The following is a 26,306-nucleotide window of genomic DNA, read 5'->3' as shown; positions in this document are numbered from 1 at the left end:
TTTTTGTGTAAAGACAGGTGCTACTATATTGGAGTTTTCAATATTTCGCACCTTTATTCACAAAAAATTTATGTATTTTATGCGGTTTTTTTCACCTTAAACCACGCTGCGTAGAGCGCAGGTAAGAAAAATAATGTCAGTAAGGTGGCAACAATCAATCCACCCATGATTGCAACTGCCATCGGACCAAAGAAAATACTTCGAGAAAGTGGAATCATGGCCAAAACTGCGGCTAAAGCAGTCAAAATAATCGGACGGAATCGACGCACTGTCGCCTCAATAATCGCTTCCCATGTTGGATGCCCTGCTTGCCTGTCTTGTTCAATTTGATCAATTAAAATAAGCGAGTTACGCATGATCATGCCAGAGAGTGCAATTGTGCCCAACATCGCCACAAAGCCGAATGGTTTGTTAAATAGGAGTAAGAATAAAACCACACCAATTAAACCAAGCGGAGCTGTTAACAACACAATAGTCGCGCGAGATAAGCTTTTGAGTTGAATCATTAGTAATGTCATTACTACAGCTAAAAACAGTGGCATACCCGCATTAACGGAGTTCTGCCCACGTGCAGATTCTTCTACGGTTCCACCGACTTCAACAAGATAACCACTTGGTAATTCAGCACGTAACTTATCCATTGATTCAGCTAACTCGCCAACCACTGTAGCGGGTTGTAATTGAGTCCGGATATCTGCGCGAACAGTAATGGTTGGTAAGCGGTTACGATGCCAAATTAAACCATCTTCAAACTTATACTCAATTTTAGCGATTTGAGCCAAAGGCACAGTAGTTCCATTGGTCGTTGGTACAGCCAAACTTGCCAGTGAAGCTACTTCAACTCGCTCGCTCTGATCGCCGCGTAAACGGATTTCGATGAGTTCACGCTTTTCACGATATTGCTCAATCGCACTACCTGTAATTGATGCATTAATGAAGTTCGCTAAATCGACACTAGAGACACCCATTTGTCGAGCACGATCTTGGTCAATTTGAATTGAAATAATCTTACTCGGCTCACCCCAATCTAAATGCACATTGGTAGTATTCGGGTTTTCGCTAACTAGTTTAGCAACCTTCTGTGCTTCTTGGCGGACCAGATTTTGATCTTCGCCCGACACACGATATTGCAATGGATAGCCAACAGGTGGGCCATTTTCTAGTAATGACACGCGAGTACGAACTTGTGGAAGTAATTGCTTAATTTGTGTGTCTAACGAGCGTCGAATTTCATCACGATCATCTAGTGATGATGCGAGTACAACAAACTGCGCAAAGCTGGCTTGCGGTAATTGCTGATCTAACGGTAAATAAAAACGTGGTGAACCTGTACCGACATACGCCACATAGTTATCAATACCTTTTTGTTTAGACAGAAATTTTTCAACCTTTTTCACAGCTTGTTCTGTCGCTGTTAAAGAAGCACCTTCTTCAAGTTTTAAATCGACTAAAATCTCGGCACGGTTCGAAGGTGGGAAAAACTGCTGAGGAACGATCTTAAACATCAGCACAGATAGCACAAAAATACCCACCGTCGTCGCAATTACGGTTTTACGGTAAGTCACACAAAACTCGACCATCTTTCTAAAACGTAAATAGAAGCTAGATTGGTAAGGATCGTAGTGATGGTCCTGTGAAATGACTACAGTTTGCGGTTGCGGTTTTTTAGTTAATCTCGCCCATAAACGGACATACCAAGGTGCCTGATGGCCTGTTTTGGTAAAATCAGGTAATAGTTTTTCACCTAAATAAGGTACGAATAAAACTGCCGCGATCCAAGAGACTAATAAGGCAATCGTCACCACCTGAAAGATAGAACGTGTGTATTCACCTGTACCAGACTGAGCCGTAGCGATCGGTAGGAAACCAGCCGCAGTAATCAGTGTTCCGGTGAGCATTGGAAACGCTGTTGTTTTCCACGCAAATCCGGCGGCTTTAATCCGGCTATAACCCTGCTCCATCTTAATTGCCATCATCTCGACGGCAATAATGGCATCATCGACTAACAAACCTAGCGCCAGAATCAAGGCACCCAGTGAAATCTTATGTAGGCCAACATCGAACAGACTCATACCTGCAAAGGTCATTGCTAAAACTAAAGGAATAGAAAAAGCGACCACCAATCCCGTGCGGAATCCTAAAGAGAAAAAACTCACTAACAAGACAATAATAACTGCTTCAGCGAGTACCTTTATAAACTCATGAATACTGCGTTGTACTGCTACAGGTTGGTCAGAAACTTTTTGAAGCTTCATGCCTAAAGGCAAAGTTTTTTGCAGTTGGGCAAATTCTGTGTCGAGATTTTTACCTAAGGCAATAATGTCACCGCCCTTACGCATCGATAAAGCAATACCAATGCCATTTTCACCCATGAAGCGCATACGTGGCTGAGCAGGTTGACTAAAACCACGGTAGACATCAGCGACATCTCCGAGCTGAATGGTTTTATCACCTACCAGTAAAGGCATTTTCTTAATTTCATCAATGTTTTGTAAATGACCACTTACCCGAATCTGAATACGGTCTGTGCCTGTTTCAAAAAAACCTGCACTTGCCATACTATTTTGCTTTTGTAAGGCATCTTGAATCGCTGTAACTGGAATACCAAGCTGTACCGCTTTAGTGTTAGAAATCTCAATCCAGATTTTTTGATCTTGCAGACCAATTAATTCAACCTTACTGACATCCTTGACGCGTTGAAGCTGTAATTGTAAACGATCTGCATATTCCTTAAGAAGTGCATAGTCAAAGTCTTTGCCTGTCAGTACATAAATATTGCCGTAAGTGTCTCCAAATTCGTCATTGAAAAATGGACCTTGTACACCGTTTGGCAGTTCATGGCGTATATCATTTACCTTCTTACGAACGTTGTACCAAACATCGGGAATCTTGTCAGAAGTAAGTGAATCCTTCGCCACAAAAGTGACCAACGACTCACCAGGACGGGAGTAAGCCATAATCTTGTCATACTGCCCTGTTGTCATGAGTTCCTTTTCGATACGGTCCGTAACTAAAGTAGAAACTTCTTTGGCAGTTGCCCCAGGCCAGTAGGTCTGCACCACCATGACCTTAAAGGTAAATGGTGGATCTTCACTTTGTGATAATTTTGAATAAGAGATCGCGCCGATAATACCAAGCAACAGCATAAAATAAAGGACGATGCCTTTATTCTTTAATGCCCATTCCGAGAGATTGAATTTCATGGCTGGGTTGCTCCCTGAATTTTCACCCCACGGTTTTCACGGTCAATCGGATGAATCTTCTGTTTATCACGTAGCAAATGTACGCCACCAATCACAACCCAATCGTTTGGAGCCAAACCAGATAACACCGGTACGCTATCTTTGCCATATGCACCAATCGTTACAGGTACTTTACGCAAAGTCTGATTCGCATTAACCACCCAGACATAAGGCTGATTATCTGTTGCTGAAACACTCGAAAGTGGCACACTCATCACATTGGTTTGAGTTGAGCTAAAAAATACACGTGCACTTTGTCCAAGCTGAATAACAGATTGACCTTCTTTGAGAGCAACTTTGACCGTAAATGTACGAGACTGATCCGCCGCTGGAGACACTTCACGCACATAACCAGCAAATCGGTCATTCGGTTTAGACCATAAAGTCACCCAAGCTGCTTGGCCAACCTTAATCTCGGCAACAGCTTGTTCTGGCACGCCAATGACAACTTCACGCTCTCCATCAATAGCCAATTGATAAGCCGCTTGACCCGCAGCAACCACTTGTCCAATTTCAATGTTTCGCGCAGTAATCACTCCGTTTTTATTAGAAACGAGTTGGTTATAACCAGTTTGGTTCGCAGAAACTTCATAGTTAGAATGAGCTTGCTGTAGAGCCGCTTGTGCCGCGTCATATTGATTTTTTACCGTATCGAATTGCGAACGGCTCACCGCATTAATCGGCAATAATTGCTGAAAACGTTTAAGTTCATCTGCTGCTGTTTTTGCTGAAGCCTGTGCATTGTCCAGTTGTGCTTTAGCAGCATTTAATTGTAGCTGAGCATCTGCCACGTCAAGCTTTGCTAAAACTTGTCCGACCTTAACTCGATCGCCTACATCCACATAACGTGCCGTCACCTGTCCGCCGACCCGAAATGCTAAAGCTGTTTGTTGTCTGGCCTGCACATCCCCTGCATAGCTTTTTTGTTCATTGAGAGTAGTTAAGGGTTGAGCCACCATCACATAGGGTATTTCTTCTGTTTTTGGGGCTTCTTTACTACACCCCATTAATGTGACCGTACAAACAATCACCATACTCATGATGAGAGGTTTTAACAGATTCATATCTTATCGCTCTTATTCAAACTGATTTTTTAAGGCACAATATGCTTTCATCATAAATTGTTTATTTTTTAATTAATATACTCATGGGTACATTAATTAAAGAAAAACTTATAAATTGATATTTTTTTAAATTTTTATCAGAGGATTTTGTGCAAACAGTTAATCAAAGTGGTCGCCCCAAAGATCTGGAAAAACGTGCTCGTATCCTACAAGCCGCGAAAGCTATTTTTTTAAAATCTGGCTATCACGGTACCAGCATGAACCAGATCGCACAGGAAGCAAGTGTCACTAAACTCACGGTTTATAACCACTTTCAAGACAAAGCGAACTTGTTTATCTGTGCGATTACAGAAACCTGTGAAGAGACGCTGAGTACGAAACAATTTGAGTTAGATGCATCGGCAGACTTTTATCAAGCACTCTTTATTGTGTGTTCACGTGCCTTGCAGATTATTTATTCACCTGAAGCACTTAAACTCGAGCACGTATTATTCGAACTCGCAGCAGAACAAAGCCCTTTAGCTGAACAATTTTTTACTGCATCTCATACCAGACTTCAAAATCAATTAACCGTATTCTTCCAAAAAGCAGCTGAATTAGGTTTTATCCAAGCCGCTGATCCTGTTTATCAAACAGAGCTTCTTTTAACTTTGTTGCTTGGTGTACGCCACCACAAGGTTCTACTTAGAATTATTGCTGTACCTAGTGCGCAAGAACTAGACCAGATTATTCAAGATGCAATTAATTTATTCATGCTCAAATATCGGAATTAAACCAAAGTCCGATTGCTAAAAGTTGCGCTGAGTGCATGTCTTCTTTTAAGACGCCATAAGCGAATTAAATGTTATTTTTTAAGCAAAAATTCACATTTTCTTACGCTCAAAGCTTGGAATGTTTGTTAATCGCGCTATATTCGATAAGAATAAGAACAGGAGAAAATAGCATGGTTCAGCAAATCGATGCTCCACTGCGTGAGGATGTCCGTTTACTTGGCAATTTGTTAGGTGAAACCCTAAAACAACATGCAGGACAAGAACTGTTTAATCAGATCGAGCAAATCCGTGCTCTTGCTAAAGGTGCACGAGATGGTCAAGCTGAAGCAGAAAAGCAACTAGAACAATTATTTTTAGAACTGCCCGATGAAGAGCTATTACCTCTCACCCGTGCTTTTTCCCACTTCCTAAATTTTGCCAATATTGCCGAGCAATATCATGTGGTGCGTAGTCGCAGACAGGCAGAATTCGATTCGGAGGCTAATTCTCCAAATCCACTTGTTCACCTATTTGAAAAATTTAAAGATAAAAGTATTTCGACAGAAAAACTATTTCAGCAAATTTGTGATCTCAATATTGAGTTAGTACTTACAGCGCACCCAACCGAAGTGAGCCGTCGTACACTGATTCAGAAATATGATGATATCAATGCATGTTTATCTCAGCTTGATCAGCAAAAACTCACTCCACGTGAACGTCAAAGTGCACTTGCCAACTTAAAGCAACAAATCAGTTCAGCTTGGCAAACAGATGAAATTCGTCAGCACCGCCCGACTCCAGTTGATGAAGCGAAATGGGGCTTTGCAACAATTGAACAAACACTCTGGAATGCTGTACCTAAATTTGTTCGTGAGTTAAATGAGTTGGTCCAAGAAAATTGCCAACAAGACTTACCCCTTAACATTGCGCCAGTTCGCTTTGCTTCTTGGATGGGCGGAGACCGCGATGGCAACCCAAATGTTACTCATCAAATTACCCAAGAAGTACTGTGGTTATCACGCTGGCAAGCTGCTGACCTTTACCTAAGAGATATCGAAAACTTACGTTGGGAACTTTCAATCCAAACCTGTTCTGAAGAAATGATTCAGGCTATTGGTAACCAACATGCAGAGCCTTATCGTGAATATTTAAGGGCAACACGCGAACGCTTAAAAGCGACTCGCCACTGGTTAGCGCAGCGCCTACAAGGCTTAGAAGCAGACGACAGCAATGTCATTAAAAGCAAAGACGAACTCTTACAACCTTTATTGCTGTGCTATCGCTCCTTAATCGACAGCAACTTACCTGAAATTGCGAATGGTCAACTCCTCGACTTTATCTACCGTGTGAACTGTTTTGGTATCGAACTACTTAAACTCGACATTCGCCAAGAATCAGGTCGCCATCGCCAAGCGATTTCAGCAATTACCGAATATTTAGGTTTAGGTAATTTTGAGTCTTGGACTGAACAAGCGCGCCAAAACTTCCTGATTCAGGAATTACAAAGCAAACGCCCGCTTTTACCGAAATATATTAATGAACCTGAAGGCAGTTTGATTGGACACCCAGATGTCCAAGAAGTATTTGCAACCATGCGTACTTTGGCAGACCAACCGCCTGAATCCTTAGGTGCCTATATTATTTCGATGGCTGAATATCCAAGTGATGTTTTAGCTGTATTGTTATTGCAAAAAGAAGCAGGTATTCAACACCCTCTACGTGTAGTTCCGCTATTTGAAACTTTAAAAGATTTAGATGGTGCCGCAACTACTATGAATACGCTGTTCAATATGCATTGGTATAAACAGCACATTCAGGGTAAACACGAGGTCATGATCGGTTACTCCGACTCTGCAAAAGATGCTGGTTTCATGTCAGCTAACTGGGCGCAGTATCGTGCTCAAGAAGAACTGACAGCAATTGCTCAAACACACGGCGTACAGTTGACGCTGTTCCATGGCCGTGGTGGTTCAATTAGTCGTGGTGGTGCTCCAACACAACAGGCACTATTTTCACAGCCGCCCGGCTCTATCTCTGGTGCAATCCGTGTCACAGAACAAGGTGAAATGATTCGCTTCAAGTTCGGTTTAGAAGGGATTGCCATGCAAAACCTTGAAATCTATACCGCTGCAACACTCGAAGCGACCTTATTACCGCCACCAGAACCTAAGGCCGAGTGGCGTGAAATCATGAACCGTATGACAGATCATTCTGTTAAGGTTTATCGTCAGACAGTGCGTGAAAATCCACATTTTGTGAAGTATTTACGAACCGTTACGCCTGAACTTGAATTACAAATGTTGCCCTTAGGCTCACGTCCAGCAAAACGTAAAGTGAGTGGAGGCATTGAGTCTTTACGTGCGATTCCATGGGTGTTTGCATGGACTCAAATTCGTTTAATGTTACCTGCATGGCTAGGTACTGGTGCAGCAATTAATGAAGTAATTGCCGATCAGCAAAAAGCAACGCTTGATGAAATGCTCCAGCAATGGCCTTATTTCCAGACGCTTATTGATATGTTGGAAATGGTATTGTCCAAATCTGATGCCAACATTGCACTCTATTACGAGTCTCATTTGACTGAAGATGAAGATTTAAAAGTGCTCGGTAACCAATTACGTCAGCGCCTAAAAGATGCTGTTGAAACGCTACTTAAATTGAAAGATGAATCAAAGCTTCTTAGCAATAACGAAGTTCTTGATCAATCAATGCAGGTTCGTAAACCATACTTACTTCCTTTGCATCTATTACAGGCTGAACTCATGAAACGCCGCCGTGATTATCTCGCTGAACGTCAGGCAGAGAACACACCTGTTGACCATGCACTGATGGTGAGTATTGCGGGTATTGCTGCTGGTTTACGTAATACGGGCTAAGCTAATTTTACCGATTGTTTAACAAAGCAGTGCATCTCGATGTACTGCTTTTTACTTGCAAAATTCTCTATTTTTCTTAAATTTTCCTCGATTTTCTATTTTTTAGAATATTTTTTTAAAATCAAAAAATTAGTCTTTATGAGAAAAAAATAACTAATTCCTTATATTTAGAATTCATAAAATTATACCAATCGTTAAAAAATAATTATTTTTCACTAACATACTTCTCTCTAGAGATTAAATGCATTCTCAAGAAAGAGTATCATGGCACCAATTAAAGAATAATGAGCTTATTTTATGTCCAATTGGTTTCCAAAATGGCAGCCTTACCAAGGTGATATTGACCATCGACCGGTCTCTACCAACGAATATCTCCCCCCAGTTCAAAGTGCTATTTTAGGTATTCAACATGCGTTTGCCATGTTTGGAGCAACTGTTTTAGCACCATTACTCATGGGCTTTAATCCTAACCTTGCCATTTTAATGTCTGGTATCTGTACCATCCTGTTCTTTTTCATTACGGGTGGTCGTGTTCCGAGTTACTTAGGTTCAAGTTTTGCATTTATTGGTGTAGTTGCAGCAGCAACTGGGCATATTACAGGTTCAGGTGCCAATCCAAACCTTTCTATGGCTTTAGGCGGAATCGTAGCATGTGGTGTGTTTTATGCCATTATCGGTTTTATTGTCATGCTTACAGGCACACGCTGGATTGAAAAACTCATGCCACCTGTCGTGACTGGCGCAATTGTGATGATTATTGGTCTGAACCTTGCACCTGTTACCATTAAAGGTGTTGCAGGACAGCCATTTGAAATGTGGATGGCCTTAATTACCGTACTTTGTATGGGCAGTATTGCAGTCTTTACTCGCGGCTTATTGCAACGTTTGCTTCTATTGGTCGGTTTAATTTTGGCTTATGCAATTTATGCTATTACCACCAATGGGCTAGGTTTTGGTAAACCAATCGATTTTAGCCAAATCTCAGCAGCTGCGTGGTTCGGTATTCCAAGCTTTTCGCACCCAACTTTTGATACCAAAGCAATGCTAATTATTGCGCCAGTTGCGCTTATTTTAGTAGCAGAAAACCTAGGCCATATTAAAGCTGTTGGTGCAATGACTGGTGAAAATCTGACTCCACAGTTAGGCAAAGCATTTGTTGCAGATGGTTTAGCAACAACGCTTTCTGGAAGTGTCGGTGCTCCAGGTATGACGACTTATGGCGAAAACATTGGTGTTATGGCAGTCACTCGTGTCTACTCAACCATTGTTTTTGTAATTGCTGGTGTCTTTGCTATTTTCTTGGGTTTATCTCCAAAATTTGGCGCGGTAATTAGTACTATTCCAAGTGCTGTATTAACAGGCGCGTCTATTGTTGTATTTGGTTTAATTACCATTGCTGGTGCAAAAATCTGGATTGAAAACAAAGTTGATTTTTCTAACAATAAAAACCTGATTGTTGCTTCTGTAACAATTATTTTAGGTGCAGGAAATTTTGAATTAATGTTTGGTAATTTCAATTTAGGTGGCATTGGTACAGCAACATTTGCAGCGATTATTCTAAATTGGCTGTTTAGTTTAAAAGATAAAACCTAAGTTCAAAAAAAGGCAGCGAAAGCTGCCTTTTTATTATTGCCTTTCATCACATTTCTTGATCACTTTTTAGTATGATGAATTTTTGCATTTCAATACGTTCATATCATGCGTTTTGATTTTTTTGATTTACAGCTAGTTCTCCATATTGTCTCGACTGGTAGCCTAACTAAAGGTGCTGATCGCTCTGCGATTTCACTTCAAGCAGCGAGCGAGCGTATAAAAAAACTCGAACAATATTTTGAAACACCCTTATTTATTCGCCAAACCACTGGGCTAGAACTCACCACAGCAGGACATGCTTTTGTAGAACATGCTCGTCAGCTTTTAGCACAAAAAGATCAACTCGAACAAGAAATGCAGCGGTTTAGGCACCCTACCACAGAGGCATTAACGCTTTGGTGTAACTCTTCTGCTCAAAGTGAATATTTGCCTATGTTATTACCGCAATATCTGGTGCTTCATCCTGAAATGAATATCGATTTGCATGAGGCAGAAAGCTCAGAAATTGTAGATGCATTAACGCAAGGGGTTGCGAGTCTAGGTCTAGTCTCAAGTTTTTTTGATACCAGACATTTGCAAACTAAGGAATTTGCTAGTGATCCGTTAGTTCTGATTTGCCCTGCTACACATAATTTAGCTCAATGCCAAGAGCTGAATTTGGTAGATGCTCTAAGCTATGGTTTTATTGGTCTTAAACCCCATCACTCTTTGCAACAGTCTATCGAAACCCAAGCTAAGCTATTAGGCTTTAACATACAGTACCGTTTGCGCTTACCTAACTTTAGTGCAATTGCTGAAGTAGTTGCCAAAGGCGTGGGAATTGCGATTATGCCGGCTCGCGCTGCACAGCGTTTGCAATCGGATTATGATTTTCATTCGATCCAACTGCTAGGTGCGTGGGCAAATCGTAAACTGCTTTTAGCCACACAAAATTTCAATCAGCTGCCTAGCAGTTACCAACAATTTGCAAATTTTTTATTACAGCATCGCCCTTAAACACTTGGCTTAGTGCAAAACCATATAAAGACCTAATGAGACTAAACCTATAAAAAAGATACGGCGAAACTTCTGTTCATTTAGGCGATAACGGATTTTTTTACCTAACCACATACCAATGAGTGCAGCGAATAAAGCCGCAAAAGATAAACGATAGTTCAGTGTTATTCCTGACATCGGGTTGTGATGTAAAAAAACCGCAAGACAAATAGTAGACACCGTAAAAGTCAGTCCTAGAGCTTGTACCAACTCGTCACGTTTTAAATGCAAAGACTGCAAATAAGGAACAATCGGAATAATAATGACGCCTGTTGCTACCGTCACTGCCCCACCAATATAACCAATGATAGGTGATAACCAACGCTCATGTTTACCTAAGTGCGGAAGCTTCTTCACACATAGACCATAGAGACCATATAGGGCCAACATGCAGCCTAATAGAATTTCACTACTCTTCCCATGACTTTGACTTAAAGTCGGTAGAAAACTCCATATTGAGCCTACCACAATGCCCACTAATAACGTCCAGAAACGGCGAATAAAAGACCAGACATGCCCTTCAGCAAAAAGCTGCCAAACATTGGTAACCATTGAAGGAACAATAAGTAAAGAGGCTGCTTGAAAAGGACTCATTGCGATCGTGAGCAAACCCATCGATACTGCGGGCAACCCTAGACCGATCATGCCTTTAATCATGCCAGCAAAGGCAAACACCACCATAATAATTGCTAAAAATGTCACTGTTTATCTCCGATTCCTTACAAGGTTATGCTACGGAAAAAACAGGCTTTGCCCTATTCTTGTTTTTAGAAGTGGGCCTCAATTAAAAGTTGAGGCCGTTTTATATTTTTCTTCTAATACATTACTAAAAATACTTTCAATCATCCAAACACGGTACAAACTATTAAATACATAGCTTTGACCATCAATACGCAACTCTAGAACTGGTAAATCAGGCTGATGCTTATCTTTGCAAAAAGCATCATTTTGTGCCAGAACTGCTGGCACATCCTGCTCGGTTAACTGCTCAATTCCCAGCTGCTGCTGTAATTCTTGGAAATGCTTTTGGAAAGATAAATCTTTTCCTTTTGTCCAAGCGGCTTGCAAGATCGTAAAAATCGTATCGATTTGCTGATTTTCCTGCACACTATAAAAAAGCTTTGCCATTTCAAGCGTACTTTCTTCTGTAGGGCGGCAAAAAGGAGTAAAAGCGACGTCTGTTCGTTTAGAAACGCGGGTTGCCAAACTCCAGTCAAACCAATCTCGGCCTTGGTAGCTTAAAGGATAAACTTTTAATTGAATGTCGTAATAATCAGCCAGTTCTTCCTTAATATAAGCAAGCAACAGCCAGCTCATTGGATCTTCCAAGGCAATATATATATCGAGCTCAGGATGAAGTGTCTGAATTTCGGTAAGTGCCTCAGCATCATTAATCAAATGCTCACGCCATTCGATATGATTAATTAAAAAGATCGGATTACCAGTCAGTAACTTTTGCTGCTTTAGACGACGAGTTAAACGTAATAAATCATCTACTGCATGATATTTACGTCCACCAAACTCAAAATATGCAGCCGTTACAGGCTCATCCGTAAAAATACGTTCAGAAAAATGTTGAGGGAGCTGATGTTTAACTGCCATGGCATGTAAAGTACGCAACTTTCCATATTGTTGCTGCCAAAGCATGTGAAAAATATCTTCAAGTAAATGTAAGAAATTCTGACCTTGTAATGGGGTTCTTTTTAATATGACAGCAGCTTGTTTTAAAGATTCTTGGCTTGGGATTTCTGGAAATTCATCAAAAGCAAAACGGTGTTGTTTGGCTAATATTTTGGCATCATTCAAACAATAATTTTGCCATTCTTCATGCAACATACCATTCGGAGGTTCAGAAGCCGTATGGGAAATAATAATTTTTAAGGGCTTAAGTTCATCACTTAAAATCTCATCGAGCTGAGACAGTTGCTGAACAGCTAAGTAGCTATACACATCATCAAGTCGTAAATAAATACTTAAACCATTTTCCGTGGGTAACACCGCTTGACGTGAAGGTTTTTGGTAAAACCAACTCGATCGGATAGGGTCAAACCAACGGCGTAGCAATGACATGAGAGTAGAGCCTCTAAAAAATAAATCCTAAGCAAGACCAAAAAACTGCTTTGATCGCAGTACAAAGTGTCGCAGAAACTTCATATACAAAATGCTGAAAGCTCTGCTTATGCAGAACAAAGATCATGTTATTGCACGTATTCCTGCATCGGTGAAGATTTTATCATCATTTTATAGCAAACCCATAGAATGACTTGCAACACCCTCATCTACAAGCCTATTTTTTCGAATAGATGTAAAAAATGCACCCATCAGCATGATAATAATTCATCGTGCAGATGGGTGCATAATTTCTATTCAATTAATAAAATTGAATATTTTATAGAACGCGTACAGCTCCTTTCGCTGCACTTGTTGTATGCATTGCATAAACTTTTAACGCTTTTGATACCTTACGTTTACGTTCTTCTTTCGGATGCCAGCCCTTCGCTTCTTGCACTGTACGACGGTGCGCCATAGTCGCATCATCAACGTTCAAGTGAATAGTACGGTTTGGAATATCGATTTCAATCGTATCGCCATCTTCTACCAAACCAATTGCACCGCCCTCAGCAGCTTCTGGCGAAACATGTCCAATCGAAAGACCTGATGAACCACCAGAGAAACGACCATCTGTAATTAATGCACAGTCTTTTCCTAAACCTTTAGATTTAAGATAGCTGGTTGGATAAAGCATTTCTTGCATACCCGGACCACCACGTGGACCTTCATAACGAATCACAACAACATCGCCAGCTTTAATGTCATGACCCAAGATAGCATCTACAGCCGCATCTTGGCTCTCAAAAACACGCGCTGTACCCGTAAATTTCAAGATCGATTCATCTACACCCGCAGTTTTTACAATACAGCCATCAAGCGCGATGTTGCCATATAGAACTGCTAAACCACCATCTTTCGAGAATGCATGTTCTGCATTGCGAATAACGCCTTTTTCACGATCGCCATCTAAAGTTGCGTAGTAACGATTTTGAGAGAATGCAACTTGCGTTGGTACACCACCTGGAGATGAGCGATAGAATTCATATACATCTGCATCTTCAGTACGAATAATATCCCACTTATCCAATGCATCTTTTAAAGTTTTCTCATGTACAGTTGGTAGTGATACATCAAGTAATTTCGCACGGTCAAGCTCACCTAAAATGGCCATAATGCCACCTGCACGGTGTACATCTTCCATATGAACGTCTTGTTTTGCAGGTGCTACTTTAGACAATACAGGAACTCGACGTGATAGTTCGTCGATATCGTCCATGGTAAAGTCAACTTCTGCTTCACTTGCCGCAGCCAATAAATGTAGAACCGTATTGGTTGAACCACCCATTGCAATATCAAGCGTCATCGCATTTTTAAATGCAGCCTTTGTTGCAATTGAACGCGGTAAAATGCTTGCATCTTCTTGTTCGTAATAGCGTTTAGCCAATTCAACAATAAGCTGACCGGCTTTTAAGAATAATTTTTTACGATTCGCATGAGTCGCAACAATTGAACCATTACCTGGTAAAGATAAACCCAAAGCCTCTGTTAAACAGTTCATTGAGTTTGCAGTGAACATACCTGAACATGAACCACAGGTTGGACATGCTGAACGTTCAAATTCCGCTACTTCTTCATCTGTATAACTTTCATCAGCCGCAACAACCATTGCATCAACAAGGTCAATCGCTTTTTCATCACCGCGGAATTTAACTTTACCCGCTTCCATTGGGCCGCCAGACACAAAAACCACTGGAATATTCAAGCGCATCGCAGCCATCAACATTCCCGGAGTAATCTTGTCACAGTTAGAAATACATACCATTGCATCGGCGCAATGTGCATTCACCATGTACTCAACTGAGTCAGCAATCAAATCACGTGATGGTAATGAATAAAGCATGCCGTCATGCCCCATTGCGATCCCGTCATCTACTGCAATCGTATTAAACTCTTTAGCAACACCACCTGCCGCCTGAATTTCTGCTGCGACTAGTTGCCCTAAATCTTTAAGATGTACATGGCCTGGAACAAATTGAGTAAATGAATTGACCACCGCAATAATCGGTTTGCCGAAATCCTCATCTTTCATTCCTGTTGCACGCCATAAGCCACGTGCGCCAGCCATATTTCTTCCGTGTGTCGATGTTTTTGAACGATAGTCAGGCATTAGTGTTTCCAACAAGTTGTGCTTGAGCGGAATTTCTCCCACTCTGGCTGAATGATACTGATATAGCGTTAGATCAGTCGGAATATTGACTCATCATCATAATTTGATCATTCTCCATTCTATAGAAGCAAATAATATTCGGAAAGCCAAGAACAGTAATAGTCAGTCAATATTTAGCAAAACTTACATGAATAATTTTTTATTTTTTCATAACCTTTTTTTATCAATAAAATTTTTTGAATAATTTTTTGTTCACTATTTAAAAACTAAAACGCTCAATAGCCATGAGTTTAGGGCTTCAAACGTTTTTCACGTATACTACCCATAAACTCTTTTTGGATTGCATTTGTGAAAATTATTTTTGCTGGCACCCCCGAATTTGCTGCAACAGCATTGGCGGCATTATTAAAAACTTCCCATGAAATTATCGCCGTTTACACTCAGCCAGATCGTAAAGCAGGCCGTGGACAAAAACTAACACCATCTCCTGTAAAACAGCTTGCGCTTGAACATGGTATCCCTGTTTATCAACCACTTCACTTTAAAGCATCTACAGAAGAAGGGCTCGCAGCCCAACAAGAACTTGCAGCTTTAGGTGCCGATGTGATGGTTGTTGCAGCCTATGGCTTGATTCTGCCACAAGCTGTGCTCGATACACCTAAATATGGCTGTTTAAATATTCACGGTTCACTATTACCACGTTGGCGCGGAGCAGCACCAATTCAGCGTGCGATTGCAACAGGTGATGAAGAAACAGGAATCACAATCATGCAAATGGCTGCTGGTTTAGATACAGGCGATATGATGTATAAAACCTATTGTCCAATCACAGCCGAAGATACATCAGCGACTTTACATGACAAACTCGCAGTTCAAGGTGCGGAAGCAATTTGTGAGGTACTCGAGTCAGAAGAAACGCTACAAAAATATTTGGCAGAGCGTGAAGTTCAAGATGAAAGTCTAACTGTATATGCACACAAATTGGTGAAATCAGAAGCTCGTATTGACTGGTCAAATGATGCTGTTCAACTTGACCGAAATATTCGTGCGTTCAACCCTTGGCCAGTTGCATTCATTCAGTTAGATGAAAATAATGCTTTACGTGTTTGGAACTCAGCGACTTCTACTCAAAACCAAGCAAATGTTCAAGCTGGTGAAATTATCGCGATTGATAAACAAGGCGTACATGTTGCTTGTGGTCAAAACTCCTTTATTTGTCTGAGCAGCGTGCAATGGCCGGGTGGTAAAGCAATGAATGCTCAACAAATTGCACAAACTCAAAAACTTCACGTAGGACAAATTCTACCATGAGTCAGGTTTCATCAAATTCGTCACGATTTAACTTACGTGCTCAAGTTGTCCAGACGTTATTAAAAGTTCAGCAAGGCCAATCACTCGCTAGTATTTTAAATACACAGCTGAATCAAGTTGCTGAACGTGATCGCGCACTATTTCATGAACTTGTTCTAGGTACGCTACGCCAATGGTTTGCACTTAAATCAATTAGCCTACCTTTGCTCAGCAAACCTTTGAATAATGAAACTGTTGAAACCTGTCTGTATGTTGGGCTTTATCAAGTTTTATGCACGCGTATTGCAGCACACGCTGCCATATCAGAAACAGTAGATGCCACCAAACAACTTGGATTTCCTGCACTCGGCGGTATTGTGAATGCTATTTTGCGCCGTGCTACTCGTGAAACTGATGACTTTCAGCAAGGTTTACAGCAAGCGCATGGCTTACCAAGTTGGCTTTTTAAAAGGTTAAAAAAGGATTGGGGAGAACAAACTGAATCTCTTTGCCAATCATTAAAACAAGTCGCACCTTTAACCTTACGAGTTAACCAGCGTCATATTGGCCGTGATGCCTATTTAGCAAAATTACAAAGTCTAGATATTCAAGCACGTGCATGTACTTTGTCTGAAGCAGGTATTGTTCTTGAACAATCCGTACAAATTACCCAACTACCCGGTTTTGAAGAGGGATGGTTTTCTGTACAAGATGAACATGCTCAGCTATGTGCAACATTATTGCCAGATTTAAATAATAAAACAGTGATTGATGCCTGTGCAGCTCCCGGTGGAAAAACAGCTCATTTACTCGAAAAGTTTAAACCAGCTCAGCTCATTGCTATTGACCAAGATTCTAACCGTTTAATCCGTGTAACCGAGAATTTAAACCGCTTAGCACTTGATCAAAGTCAAACAGAAATTTTGGCAGCCGATGCAACCCAATGGGTGCCTGCACAACCAGTAGATTGTATTGTGCTTGATGCACCATGTTCTGCGGCAGGTGTTATTCGTCGTCATCCTGATATCCGTTTATTGCGCCAATCTAGCGACATAGCTCAAACGATTGAACTGCAAAAGCAAATTTTGGAACACATGTGGCAACAACTCAACGTTGGAGGCACACTGCTCTATATTACCTGTTCAGTTTTAAAAGCTGAAAATGAACAGCAGATGATAAATTTCTTTGCAGAACATACTGATGCAAAAGAAATTAAGATTGAAGCGAATTGGGGACTTGAACAAATTCATGGTCGACAATTATTACCGCAAGCGCAGTCTGGCGATGGATTTTATTATTGTAAAATTCAAAAAATTGCATAAAAAAAGCAGGCTTAAAGCCTGCTTTTTACTAGGTCAGCATCAAAGCGTATGCTGATCTTTTACATCTTCTAAAACATCATCTAACTCTTCAGGATGTTTCGATAAATGTAGGATGGATAAAATCAATCCGCCCCATAAAAACACCATCGAAATCACCATCATCACGATTGCCGAAGTATTCATTATTTTATCCTCCTAGCGATCTTTCATTTTGCTTAACACGATTGCAACGACCGCACAGAAAATCACACTGCCCCAGCCGAATACACCTTGTAAGCTCATACTATAAGTATCATAGCCATTTTTGATCAAATTAAAAACAGTCATACAGAGTGTAGTTAACAAGATTAAAGATGTAATAACCGTTAAAGTGAAATCCCATCCCTTACCCACTTGAATGGTTGAGATACGATTTATATGGTCACTAAGTTCTTTAAGAGCTGAACGTTTAAACCAAGCTACGCTAATAATTGATATTAATGCACCACCGATAATACCGATGTTATTGATAAAGTGATCAACAATATCAACCAGCTTAATTGCATTTACACTTGAGAATAAAATAATTGATACAAGTGCACTACCACCACCAATAATCGTTACAGCTTTTTTACGGCCCCATTTCAATTTATCTTGCATTGCTGCAATAGGCACTTCCAAAATACTGACCATCGAAGAAATACCTGCGACGAAAAGTGAAGAGAAGAATAAAAGACCGAATAAATCAGCCCCAGCACCTAAGCTTGAAATAATTTTCGGGAATGCAATAAATGCTAATCCAATTCCACCACTCACGACATCTTTAACTTCAGTACCTGCTGCATGTGCCATAAAACCAAGCGCTGCAAAAATACCAATTCCCGCTAAAATCTCAGTTGATGCATTTGCAAAACCAACGATTAAGCCAGAACCTGTTAAATTCGTTTTTGGTTTTAAATAAGATGCATAGGTAACCATGATCCCGAAACCAACAGAGAGGGAGAAGAAAGTATGACCATAAGCGGCTAACCATACTTTATAGTCCATCATTGCCGACCAGTTTGGTGTAAAGAATGCATTCAAACCTTGAACTGCACCCGGTAAACGTAATGATTGAATCACCAAAATAGTAAATAGAACGAATAATAATGGCATGAAAATCTTATTGGATAATTCCACACCTTTTTTCACCCCACCATAAAGAATGATTAAAGTAAGTGCCCAAATTCCAACAATCGGCCAGAATAAATGACTTACAAACTGTAAATCAAAACCAGTCGCTTTTGAGGTTTGTAAGTAGGTATTAAAGAAGAAACCTTCCGGATCACTTCCCCACATTTGACCAATAGAGAAGTAAACGTAACTACCTGCCCATGTCAAAACGCTTGCATAATACAAACCAATAATGATACAGACACAAACCTGCCACCATCCTAATGTTTCTCCACCTTTAAATAAGGCCCGATATGCTTTTGGAGGTGAACCAGTACTACGATGACCGACCGCATAATCTAAAAATAATAACGGTAAACCAGCAGTAATCAGTGCCAATAGATAGGGAATAAGAAACGCACCACCACCATTTTCATAAGCAACGTATGGAAAGCGCCAAATATTACCTAAGCCTACAGCCGAACCAACGGCTGCAATAATAAAACCAGATCGTGACGTCCAGTTTTCACGAGAATCTGTCATAAAACACCTAATGTTAAAAGATTGCTTATTTTTACTGCTATTGTTGATTGTTATTCCGCATGCAAAAAAAGAACCAAAGAATACTTTTGTGTTTGATTGAGAATAAAAGGCACCTTGTGAGTATTTTTATTTTCATTTCAAACAAGCAAATATAGAAAATTCTTCCTTAAAGATTTTTGTCCATTTTTTGCCCCTATATAGCTGAACAATACCTGTTTTTATTTCTTTTTACTGTAATTTCCGTCAGAAATTTTACGAATTTCCCAAGTTTTTTTCACAATTGGTTATTTTTCAGCTAATCTTTACGTTTAAAGCATATAGGCAGACAATATTGTTCAATGACATTTTCTTCCAATTCCTAAAAAGACTTATTTAATTACTCAACTTATCTATTAATTTTTTCTTAAGTTTCCAATTAAAATTTGATAATACCAAGTTTTTTTAAATGACAAAATTTATACTAAAAACCCGTAGAGGATTAATATCATCAAAATTCAAAGGAAAATATTAATCACTTGAAATGATTAATATTTTATTCATCTTAGAAAAATTATTAACAATATACGCTTAAGACTCATATTTTTTATCAATGCATCTGTAGCAAGATGTCTATATCATGCGCTCAAAGATTTCTTTTATGCGGATGTTCAAAGTGAAAATATTAAAAATATCTTTATTAACGCTCGGGATGGGCTTAAGTGGCTTTGCCCAAGCAGACTTTGTTGGAGTAAAAGGAGATATAGGCTACTGGTTTTATGATGGTAAAGCGAATATGTCTTCTCAATTCCCTGAAGATCAAGATTTAGATCAAAAAGGGAGTGCTCAACTTTCATTGGCAATAGAACATCCAATCCCATTTATTCCAAATGCAAAAATTCGTTATGTAAATTTAGATACTCAAACTAAATCAGAAACTCTAGGTCAAGCTAACTATAAAGTTGATTTAGACCATAGTGATTTTATTCTCTATTATGAGTTACTAGACAATATTGTGAGTGTAGATGCTGGACTTGGTGCAACTCTACTAAATGGTGATATTACTGCGTATACGGGTAAGCGCGTAGATATTGATAAAACATATCCTATTGCTTATTTGTCTGGTGAAGTAAAACTCCCATTTACAGGCTTAAGTGCTAAAGGTGAAGCAACCTATACAAACTTTGATGATGCACGAATCACAGATGCATTAGCAGAAGTAAAATATAAATTTGCAGATAATCTACTCATTGATCTTGGTTTAACAGCAGGGTATCGCGTACTCAATATCGATTTAGAAGACTACGATAATAATGATCTTAAGTTTGAATTTAAGGGCCCATATGTAGGCTTAGAAGCACATTTCTAAACCCAAATGAACTCGAAATTTCCTTCCCATATAAAAAAGGACTCTTATAGAGTCCTTTTTTATTGCTTTAAATTTTTTGAGCCATATCTGCTACATTAATTTCCGCGCACAAAAAAACACCCCCAACGATTAAGTAGGGGGTGTTTAGAATAATGAGCTGGCGATGACTTACTCTCACATGGGAAACCCCACACTACCATCAGCGCTAAGAGGTTTCACTTCTGAGTTCGGGAAGGGATCAGGTGGTTCACTCTTGCTATGGTCGCCAGCACAACTGGTATGGATACTTGCATTGGTCTTAATGTGCCGATGCGTTTTCCAAAACTTTACAGATGGGCTGATTGAATCTTACTTTATTTGTTCATTTTAGCTAAGCATATAACTAAATCAAGTTGCTTTGTACATTAATGAATCGATTGATGCTTTATATACAACTGCTTGGGTGTTGTATAGTCAAGCCTCACGAGCAATTAGTATTGGTCAGCTTCACATATCACTATGCTTCCACATCCAACCTATCAACGTCCTAGTCTCGAACGGCTCTTTAGAGGACATAAAGTCCTAGGGAAATCTTATCTTGAGGTAGGCTTCCCGCTTAGATGCTTTCAGCGGTTATCCCTTCCGAACATAGCTACCCGGCGATGCGACTGGCGTCACAACCGGTACACCAGAGGTTCGTCCACTCTGGTCCTCTCGTACTAGGAGCAGATCCTCTCAAATTTCCAGCGCCCACGGTAGATAGGGACCGAACTGTCTCACGACGTTCTAAACCCAGCTCGCGTACCTCTTTAAATGGCGAACAGCCATACCCTTGGGACCTGCTTCAGCCCCAGGATGAGATGAGCCGACATCGAGGTGCCAAACACCGCCGTCGATATGAACTCTTGGGCGGTATCAGCCTGTTATCCCCAGAGTACCTTTTATCCGTTGAGCGATGGCCCTTCCATACAGAACCACCGGATCACTAAGACCTACTTTCGTACCTGCTCGACTTGTGGGTCTCGCAGTTAAGCGCGCTTTTGCCTTTATACTCTACGCGTGATTTCCGACCACGCTGAGCGCACCTTCGTACTCCTCCGTTACTCTTTAGGAGGAGACCGCCCCAGTCAAACTACCCACCAGACATGGTCCTCGCCCCGGATTACGGGGCAGAGTTAGAACCTCAACATTACCAGGGTGGTATTTCAAGGACGGCTCCATTGGAACTAGCGTTCCAACTTCAAAGCCTCCCACCTATCCTACACAAGTAAGGTCAAAGTTCAATGTCAAGCTGCAGTAAAGGTTCACGGGGTCTTTCCGTCTAGCCGCGGGTACACTGCATCTTCACAGCGATTTCGATTTCACTGAGCCTCTGCTGGAGACAGCGCCGCCATCATTATGCCATTCGTGCAGGTCGGAACTTACCCGACAAGGAATTTCGCTACCTTAGGACCGTTATAGTTACGGCCGCCGTTTACTGGGGCTTCGATCAAGAGCTTCGCTTACGCTAACCCCATCAATTAACCTTCCAGCACCGGGCAGGCATCACACCCTATACGTCCACTTTCGTGTTTGCAGAGTGCTATGTTTTTAATAAACAGTTGCAGCGGCCTGGTTTCTGTGGCTGTCATCAGCTCAGGAAGCAAGTTCCATCACCAACAACAGCGTACCTTCTCCCGAAGTTACGGTACCATTTTGCCTAGTTCCTTCAGCAGAGTTCTCTCAAGCGCCTTGGTCTACTCGACCTGACCACCTGTGTCGGTTTAGGGTACGATTCCTGTGTAACTGAAGCTTAGAGACTTTTCCTGGAAGCATGGTATCAGCCACTTCGCTGTACAAGTACAGCTTGCTATCAGATCTCAGCATAGAGCACCCCGGATTTGCCTAAGATGCATGCCTACTTCCTTTCACCTGGACAACCAACGCCAGGCTGACTTAACCTTCTCCGTCCTCTCATCGCATTACACAGAAGTATTGGAATATTAACCAATTTCCCATCGACTACGCCTTTCGGCCTCGCCTTAGGGGTCGACTCACCCAGCCCCGATTAACGTTGGACTGGAACCCTTGGTCTTTCGGCGAACGGGTTTTTCACCCGTTTTGTCGTTACTCACGTCAGCATTCGCACTTCTGATACCTCCAGCATACTTCTCAATACACCTTCATCGGCTTACAGAACGCTCCCCTACCACTTGACTTAAAGTCAAATCCGCAGCTTCGGCACATAGTTTTAGCCCCGTTACATCTTCCGCGCAGGCCGACTCGACTAGTGAGCTATTACGCTTTCTTTAAAGGGTGGCTGCTTCTAAGCCAACCTCCTAGCTGTCTATGCCTTCCCACATCGTTTCCCACTTAACTATGATTTTGGGGCCTTAGCTGGCGGTCTGGATTGTTTTCCTCTTGACTACGGACGTTAGCACCCGCAGTCTGTCTCCCGGATAGTACTCATAGGTATTCGGAGTTTGCATCGGTTTGGTAAGTCGGGATGACCCCCTAGCCGAAACAGTGCTCTACCCCCTATGGTATTCGTCCGAGGCGCTACCTAAATAGCTTTCGGGGAGAACCAGCTATCACCAGGCTTGATTAGCCTTTCACCCCTATCCACAAGTCATCCCCTGGCTTTTCAACGACAGTGGGTTCGGTCCTCCAGTTAGTGTTACCCAACCTTCAACCTGCTCATGGATAGATCGCCTGGTTTCGGGTCTATACCCAGCAACTAAACGCCCTATTAAGACTCGATTTCTCTACGGCTCCCCTATACGGTTAACCTCGCTACTGAATATAAGTCGCTGACCCATTATACAAAAGGTACGCAGTCACCGAACAAGTCGGCTCCCACTGCTTGTATGCATGCGGTTTCAGGATCTATTTCACTCCCCTCACAGGGGTTCTTTTCGCCTTTCCCTCACGGTACTGGTTCACTATCGGTCAGTCAGGAGTATTTAGCCTTGGAGGATGGTCCCCCCATATTCAGACAAGGTTTCACGTGCCTCGCCCTACTCGTCATCATTATGTGTGCCCTTTCGTGTACGGGAATATCACCCTCTACGTTCGCACTTCCCAGAGCGTTCCACTAAAACACACATAACTTAATGGGCTGATCCCCGTTCGCTCGCCGCTACTAAGGGAATCTCAATTGATTTCTTTTCCTAAGGGTACTGAGATGTTTCACTTCCCCTCGTTCGCCTTGCAACACTATGTATTCATGTTGCAATACCTACCTTAAAGTAGGTGGGTTCCCCCATTCAGAAATCTCCGGATCAAAGGATATTTGCCGCCTCCCCGGAGCTTATCGCAGGCTATTACGTCTTTCATCGCCTCTGACTGCCAAGGCATCCACCACATGCACTTAATTACTTGACTATACAACCCCAAACAGTCGTCAACACCTACAAGTGAGTGTTGTCCGTGCGATTCTTCATCGCTACTATCTGTTGCCTGTGTACTTAAACACTGTACAGCTTCAATCTAATTCATATACCAAAACGCTTGATTCAGTTAATTTGCTAGTTCTCAATTCATTTAGATCAATTGCTTAATCTAAACTCTTGAGTGAACAATTTATTTCAGACTCAATTTTGCCAATCTGTTAATGAATAAACACGCCTTCGTCAGGTCATGCTTAATACCGTGATACTTAAATCACAGAAGTTAATAAACTAAGATCTAAATCTCTATTTACTAATTTCTGTAATCCGAACTTCTCTTAAGTTCTGGTGGAGACTAGGAGAGTCGAACTCCTGACCTCCTGCGTGCAAAGCAGGCGCTCTACCAACTAAGCTAAGTCCCCAGCTTACATCATCAGTTCTGTATCTTCTTTTCTATAACTTCAACCAGTCAAAGTCATGGTGGGTCTGACAAGACTTGAACTTGTGACCCCACGCTTATCAAGCGTGTGCTCTAACCAACTGAGCTACAGACCCTCAGATACATCTATGAAGAACAACTTGTTGTGGATTCTTACCAATCGTCAATCTTTCGTTAAGGAGGTGATCCAGCCGCAGGTTCCCCTACGGCTACCTTGTTACGACTTCACCCCAGTCATCGGCCACACCGTGGTAAGCGTCCTCCTTGCGGTTAGACTACCTACTTCTGGTGCAACAAACTCCCATGGTGTGACGGGCGGTGTGTACAAGGCCCGGGAACGTATTCACCGCGGCATTCTGATCCGCGATTACTAGCGATTCCGACTTCATGGAGTCGAGTTGCAGACTCCAATCCGGACTACGATCGGCTTTTTGAGATTAGCATCCTATCGCTAGGTAGCAACCCTTTGTACCGACCATTGTAGCACGTGTGTAGCCCTGGCCGTAAGGGCCATGATGACTTGACGTCGTCCCCGCCTTCCTCCAGTTTGTCACTGGCAGTATCCTTAAAGTTCCCGACATTACTCGCTGGCAAATAAGGAAAAGGGTTGCGCTCGTTGCGGGACTTAACCCAACATCTCACGACACGAGCTGACGACAGCCATGCAGCACCTGTATGTAAGTTCCCGAAGGCACCAATCCATCTCTGGAAAGTTCTTACTATGTCAAGGCCAGGTAAGGTTCTTCGCGTTGCATCGAATTAAACCACATGCTCCACCGCTTGTGCGGGCCCCCGTCAATTCATTTGAGTTTTAGTCTTGCGACCGTACTCCCCAGGCGGTCTACTTATCGCGTTAGCTGCGCCACTAAAGCCTCAAAGGCCCCAACGGCTAGTAGACATCGTTTACGGCATGGACTACCAGGGTATCTAATCCTGTTTGCTCCCCATGCTTTCGCACCTCAGCGTCAGTGTTAGGCCAGATGGCTGCCTTCGCCATCGGTATTCCTCCAGATCTCTACGCATTTCACCGCTACACCTGGAATTCTACCATCCTCTCCCACACTCTAGCTAACCAGTATCGAATGCAATTCCCAAGTTAAGCTCGGGGATTTCACATTTGACTTAATTAGCCGCCTACGCGCGCTTTACGCCCAGTAAATCCGATTAACGCTTGCACCCTCTGTATTACCGCGGCTGCTGGCACAGAGTTAGCCGGTGCTTATTCTGCGAGTAACGTCCACTATCTCTAGGTATTAACTAAAGTAGCCTCCTCCTCGCTTAAAGTGCTTTACAACCATAAGGCCTTCTTCACACACGCGGCATGGCTGGATCAGGCTTGCGCCCATTGTCCAATATTCCCCACTGCTGCCTCCCGTAGGAGTCTGGGCCGTGTCTCAGTCCCAGTGTGGCGGATCATCCTCTCAGACCCGCTACAGATCGTCGCCTTGGTAGGCCTTTACCCCACCAACTAGCTAATCCGACTTAGGCTCATCTATTAGCGCAAGGTCCGAAGATCCCCTGCTTTCTCCCGTAGGACGTATGCGGTATTAGCATTCCTTTCGAAATGTTGTCCCCCACTAATAGGCAGATTCCTAAGCATTACTCACCCGTCCGCCGCTAAGTGATAGTGCAAGCACCATCACTCCGCTCGACTTGCATGTGTTAAGCCTGCCGCCAGCGTTCAATCTGAGCCATGATCAAACTCTTCAGTTAAAAATCATTTTGCACCTTATTAAAGACAAGGTGCCAATTCTGGCTCATCAATTTTCTGACTTAAATTTCGCTCAAATAAACTTCGAGTAATTTAAACCAATCAATCAATGATAATATTTCGATCAATCAATCAGTAAAAATCCACACAAGTTGTTCTTCATAATTTCTTAATGATCTTCTTCCTGGTTCGTCACCAGCAAGCTAGGTCGGCTATATTACTCTTAATCTCTTAAAAGTCAACAGGTAATTTCGATATTTTCAAAACTTATTCTCAAAACCAACTTCTCATCAAATTCACTACCTAAAGTAATCAACTTAATTCCAAGTAACTGTTTTTCAACAAGTTCTTATCTGCATCACCGCCGATGGATGTGCATTATAGAGGATTAATAACC

Annotated in this window: 14 protein-coding genes, 2 tRNA genes and 3 rRNA genes; 7 read left to right on the top strand and 12 right to left on the bottom strand. The window is 41.8% G+C overall.

Features of this window, described 5'->3' with window-relative positions; genetic code table 11:
- Positions 1-77: 77 nt before the first annotated feature.
- Both MMY79_RS00165 and MMY79_RS00160 read right to left on the bottom strand, forming a co-directional pair.
- The gene (locus tag MMY79_RS00165) at positions 78-3,203 is read right to left on the bottom strand and encodes an efflux RND transporter permease subunit (protein ID WP_252611121.1); all 3,126 of its coding nucleotides are present in this window, start codon (positions 3,201-3,203) and stop codon (positions 78-80) included.
- On the bottom strand, positions 3,200-4,306 hold the full coding sequence (locus tag MMY79_RS00160) for an efflux RND transporter periplasmic adaptor subunit (RefSeq protein ID WP_252611119.1): 1,107 nt from the start codon (positions 4,304-4,306) through the stop codon (positions 3,200-3,202). Before MMY79_RS00160 ends, MMY79_RS00165 begins: the two co-directional genes overlap by 4 nt.
- A gap of 149 nt (positions 4,307-4,455) precedes the next feature.
- Between MMY79_RS00160 and MMY79_RS00155 the strand changes: the two genes are divergently transcribed.
- The 4 genes from MMY79_RS00155 to MMY79_RS00140 all read left to right on the top strand — a co-directional run bounded on the left by MMY79_RS00155 (position 4,456) and on the right by MMY79_RS00140 (position 10,523).
- Complete coding sequence (locus MMY79_RS00155) at positions 4,456-5,079, top strand: TetR/AcrR family transcriptional regulator (RefSeq protein WP_252611117.1); 624 nt, start codon at positions 4,456-4,458, stop codon at positions 5,077-5,079.
- A 170-nt stretch (positions 5,080-5,249) separates the two neighbouring features.
- Positions 5,250-7,934, top strand: coding sequence for a phosphoenolpyruvate carboxylase (gene ppc / locus MMY79_RS00150; protein WP_252611116.1), 2,685 nt, complete (start codon positions 5,250-5,252; stop codon positions 7,932-7,934).
- A 297-nt stretch (positions 7,935-8,231) separates the two neighbouring features.
- Positions 8,232-9,527, top strand: coding sequence for a solute carrier family 23 protein (locus tag MMY79_RS00145; protein WP_252611114.1), 1,296 nt, complete (start codon positions 8,232-8,234; stop codon positions 9,525-9,527).
- 105 nt (positions 9,528-9,632) lie between these two features.
- Complete coding sequence (locus MMY79_RS00140; RefSeq protein ID WP_252611112.1) at positions 9,633-10,523, top strand: LysR family transcriptional regulator; 891 nt, start codon at positions 9,633-9,635, stop codon at positions 10,521-10,523.
- 9 nt (positions 10,524-10,532) lie between these two features.
- On the opposite strand, the gene MMY79_RS00135 is transcribed toward MMY79_RS00140, so the two are convergent.
- The 3 genes from MMY79_RS00135 to ilvD form a co-directional block, all read right to left on the bottom strand.
- On the bottom strand, positions 10,533-11,264 hold the full coding sequence (locus tag MMY79_RS00135; protein WP_252611109.1) for a sulfite exporter TauE/SafE family protein: 732 nt from the start codon (positions 11,262-11,264) through the stop codon (positions 10,533-10,535).
- A 78-nt stretch (positions 11,265-11,342) separates the two neighbouring features.
- Positions 11,343-12,632 carry a hypothetical protein gene (locus MMY79_RS00130; RefSeq protein WP_252611107.1) on the bottom strand — a complete coding sequence of 430 codons (1,290 nt, stop codon included), beginning with the start codon at positions 12,630-12,632 and terminating at the stop codon, positions 11,343-11,345.
- A gap of 319 nt (positions 12,633-12,951) precedes the next feature.
- The gene (gene ilvD, locus MMY79_RS00125; protein WP_252611105.1) at positions 12,952-14,781 is read right to left on the bottom strand and encodes a dihydroxy-acid dehydratase; all 1,830 of its coding nucleotides are present in this window, start codon (positions 14,779-14,781) and stop codon (positions 12,952-12,954) included.
- Positions 14,782-15,129: 348 nt separating this feature from the next.
- On the opposite strand from ilvD, the gene fmt reads away from it, so the two are divergent.
- Complete coding sequence (gene fmt / locus MMY79_RS00120; protein WP_252611103.1) at positions 15,130-16,092, top strand: methionyl-tRNA formyltransferase; 963 nt, start codon at positions 15,130-15,132, stop codon at positions 16,090-16,092.
- Positions 16,089-17,393 carry a 16S rRNA (cytosine(967)-C(5))-methyltransferase RsmB gene (gene rsmB / locus MMY79_RS00115; RefSeq protein WP_252611101.1) on the top strand — a complete coding sequence of 435 codons (1,305 nt, stop codon included), beginning with the start codon at positions 16,089-16,091 and terminating at the stop codon, positions 17,391-17,393. Before fmt ends, rsmB begins: the two co-directional genes overlap by 4 nt.
- A gap of 39 nt (positions 17,394-17,432) precedes the next feature.
- Here the strand turns inward: rsmB and MMY79_RS00110 are convergent, their stop codons facing one another.
- Both MMY79_RS00110 and MMY79_RS00105 read right to left on the bottom strand, forming a co-directional pair.
- A complete protein-coding gene (locus MMY79_RS00110) occupies positions 17,433-17,576 on the bottom strand; it encodes a methionine/alanine import family NSS transporter small subunit (protein WP_004640212.1) in 144 nt (47 codons plus the stop codon).
- 12 nt (positions 17,577-17,588) lie between these two features.
- A complete protein-coding gene (locus tag MMY79_RS00105) occupies positions 17,589-19,067 on the bottom strand; it encodes a sodium-dependent transporter (protein ID WP_252611098.1) in 1,479 nt (492 codons plus the stop codon).
- A gap of 643 nt (positions 19,068-19,710) precedes the next feature.
- Here MMY79_RS00105 and MMY79_RS00100 point away from each other — a divergent pair.
- Complete coding sequence (locus tag MMY79_RS00100; RefSeq protein WP_252613391.1) at positions 19,711-20,412, top strand: TIGR04219 family outer membrane beta-barrel protein; 702 nt, start codon at positions 19,711-19,713, stop codon at positions 20,410-20,412.
- A 155-nt stretch (positions 20,413-20,567) separates the two neighbouring features.
- On the opposite strand, the gene rrf is transcribed toward MMY79_RS00100, so the two are convergent.
- The 5 genes from rrf to MMY79_RS00075 all read right to left on the bottom strand — a co-directional run bounded on the left by rrf (position 20,568) and on the right by MMY79_RS00075 (position 25,911).
- Positions 20,568-20,682, bottom strand: a 5S ribosomal RNA gene (rrf, locus tag MMY79_RS00095).
- A gap of 179 nt (positions 20,683-20,861) precedes the next feature.
- Positions 20,862-23,754: ribosomal RNA gene (locus MMY79_RS00090) — 23S ribosomal RNA — on the bottom strand.
- Between the two features lie 351 nt (positions 23,755-24,105).
- Positions 24,106-24,181, bottom strand: a tRNA-Ala gene (locus MMY79_RS00085).
- 56 nt (positions 24,182-24,237) lie between these two features.
- Positions 24,238-24,314: transfer RNA gene (locus MMY79_RS00080), tRNA-Ile, on the bottom strand.
- Between the two features lie 59 nt (positions 24,315-24,373).
- Positions 24,374-25,911 (bottom strand): 16S ribosomal RNA (locus MMY79_RS00075).
- The 16S, 23S and 5S rRNA genes sit together here with 2 tRNA genes alongside, the layout of an rRNA operon.
- Positions 25,912-26,306: the final 395 nt, after the last annotated feature.

It is taken from the genome of Acinetobacter sp. XS-4 (genome assembly GCF_023920705.1).
Lineage (GTDB): Bacteria > Pseudomonadota > Gammaproteobacteria > Pseudomonadales > Moraxellaceae > Acinetobacter.
Note: the sequence above shows the minus strand (reverse complement) of the source record. Positions and strands in the feature narration are given on the sequence as shown.

Excerpts from the sequence above, each read along its gene's own strand:
- rsmB (WP_252611101.1), top strand. The coding sequence starts at position 16,089 with ATGAGTCAGGTTTCATCAAATTCGTCACGATTTAACTTACGTGCTCAA.
- MMY79_RS00110 (WP_004640212.1), bottom strand. The coding sequence starts at position 17,576 with ATGAATACTTCGGCAATCGTGATGATGGTGATTTCGATGGTGTTTTTA.
- ilvD (WP_252611105.1), bottom strand. The coding sequence starts at position 14,781 with ATGCCTGACTATCGTTCAAAAACATCGACACACGGAAGAAATATGGCT.
- ppc (WP_252611116.1), top strand. The coding sequence starts at position 5,250 with ATGGTTCAGCAAATCGATGCTCCACTGCGTGAGGATGTCCGTTTACTT.
- MMY79_RS00145 (WP_252611114.1), top strand. The coding sequence starts at position 8,232 with ATGTCCAATTGGTTTCCAAAATGGCAGCCTTACCAAGGTGATATTGAC.
- MMY79_RS00100 (WP_252613391.1), top strand. The coding sequence starts at position 19,711 with ATGTTCAAAGTGAAAATATTAAAAATATCTTTATTAACGCTCGGGATG.
- MMY79_RS00160 (WP_252611119.1), bottom strand. The coding sequence starts at position 4,306 with ATGAATCTGTTAAAACCTCTCATCATGAGTATGGTGATTGTTTGTACG.
- MMY79_RS00105 (WP_252611098.1), bottom strand. The coding sequence starts at position 19,067 with ATGACAGATTCTCGTGAAAACTGGACGTCACGATCTGGTTTTATTATT.
- MMY79_RS00130 (WP_252611107.1), bottom strand. The coding sequence starts at position 12,632 with ATGTCATTGCTACGCCGTTGGTTTGACCCTATCCGATCGAGTTGGTTT.
- MMY79_RS00140 (WP_252611112.1), top strand. The coding sequence starts at position 9,633 with ATGCGTTTTGATTTTTTTGATTTACAGCTAGTTCTCCATATTGTCTCG.
- MMY79_RS00165 (WP_252611121.1), bottom strand. The coding sequence starts at position 3,203 with ATGAAATTCAATCTCTCGGAATGGGCATTAAAGAATAAAGGCATCGTC.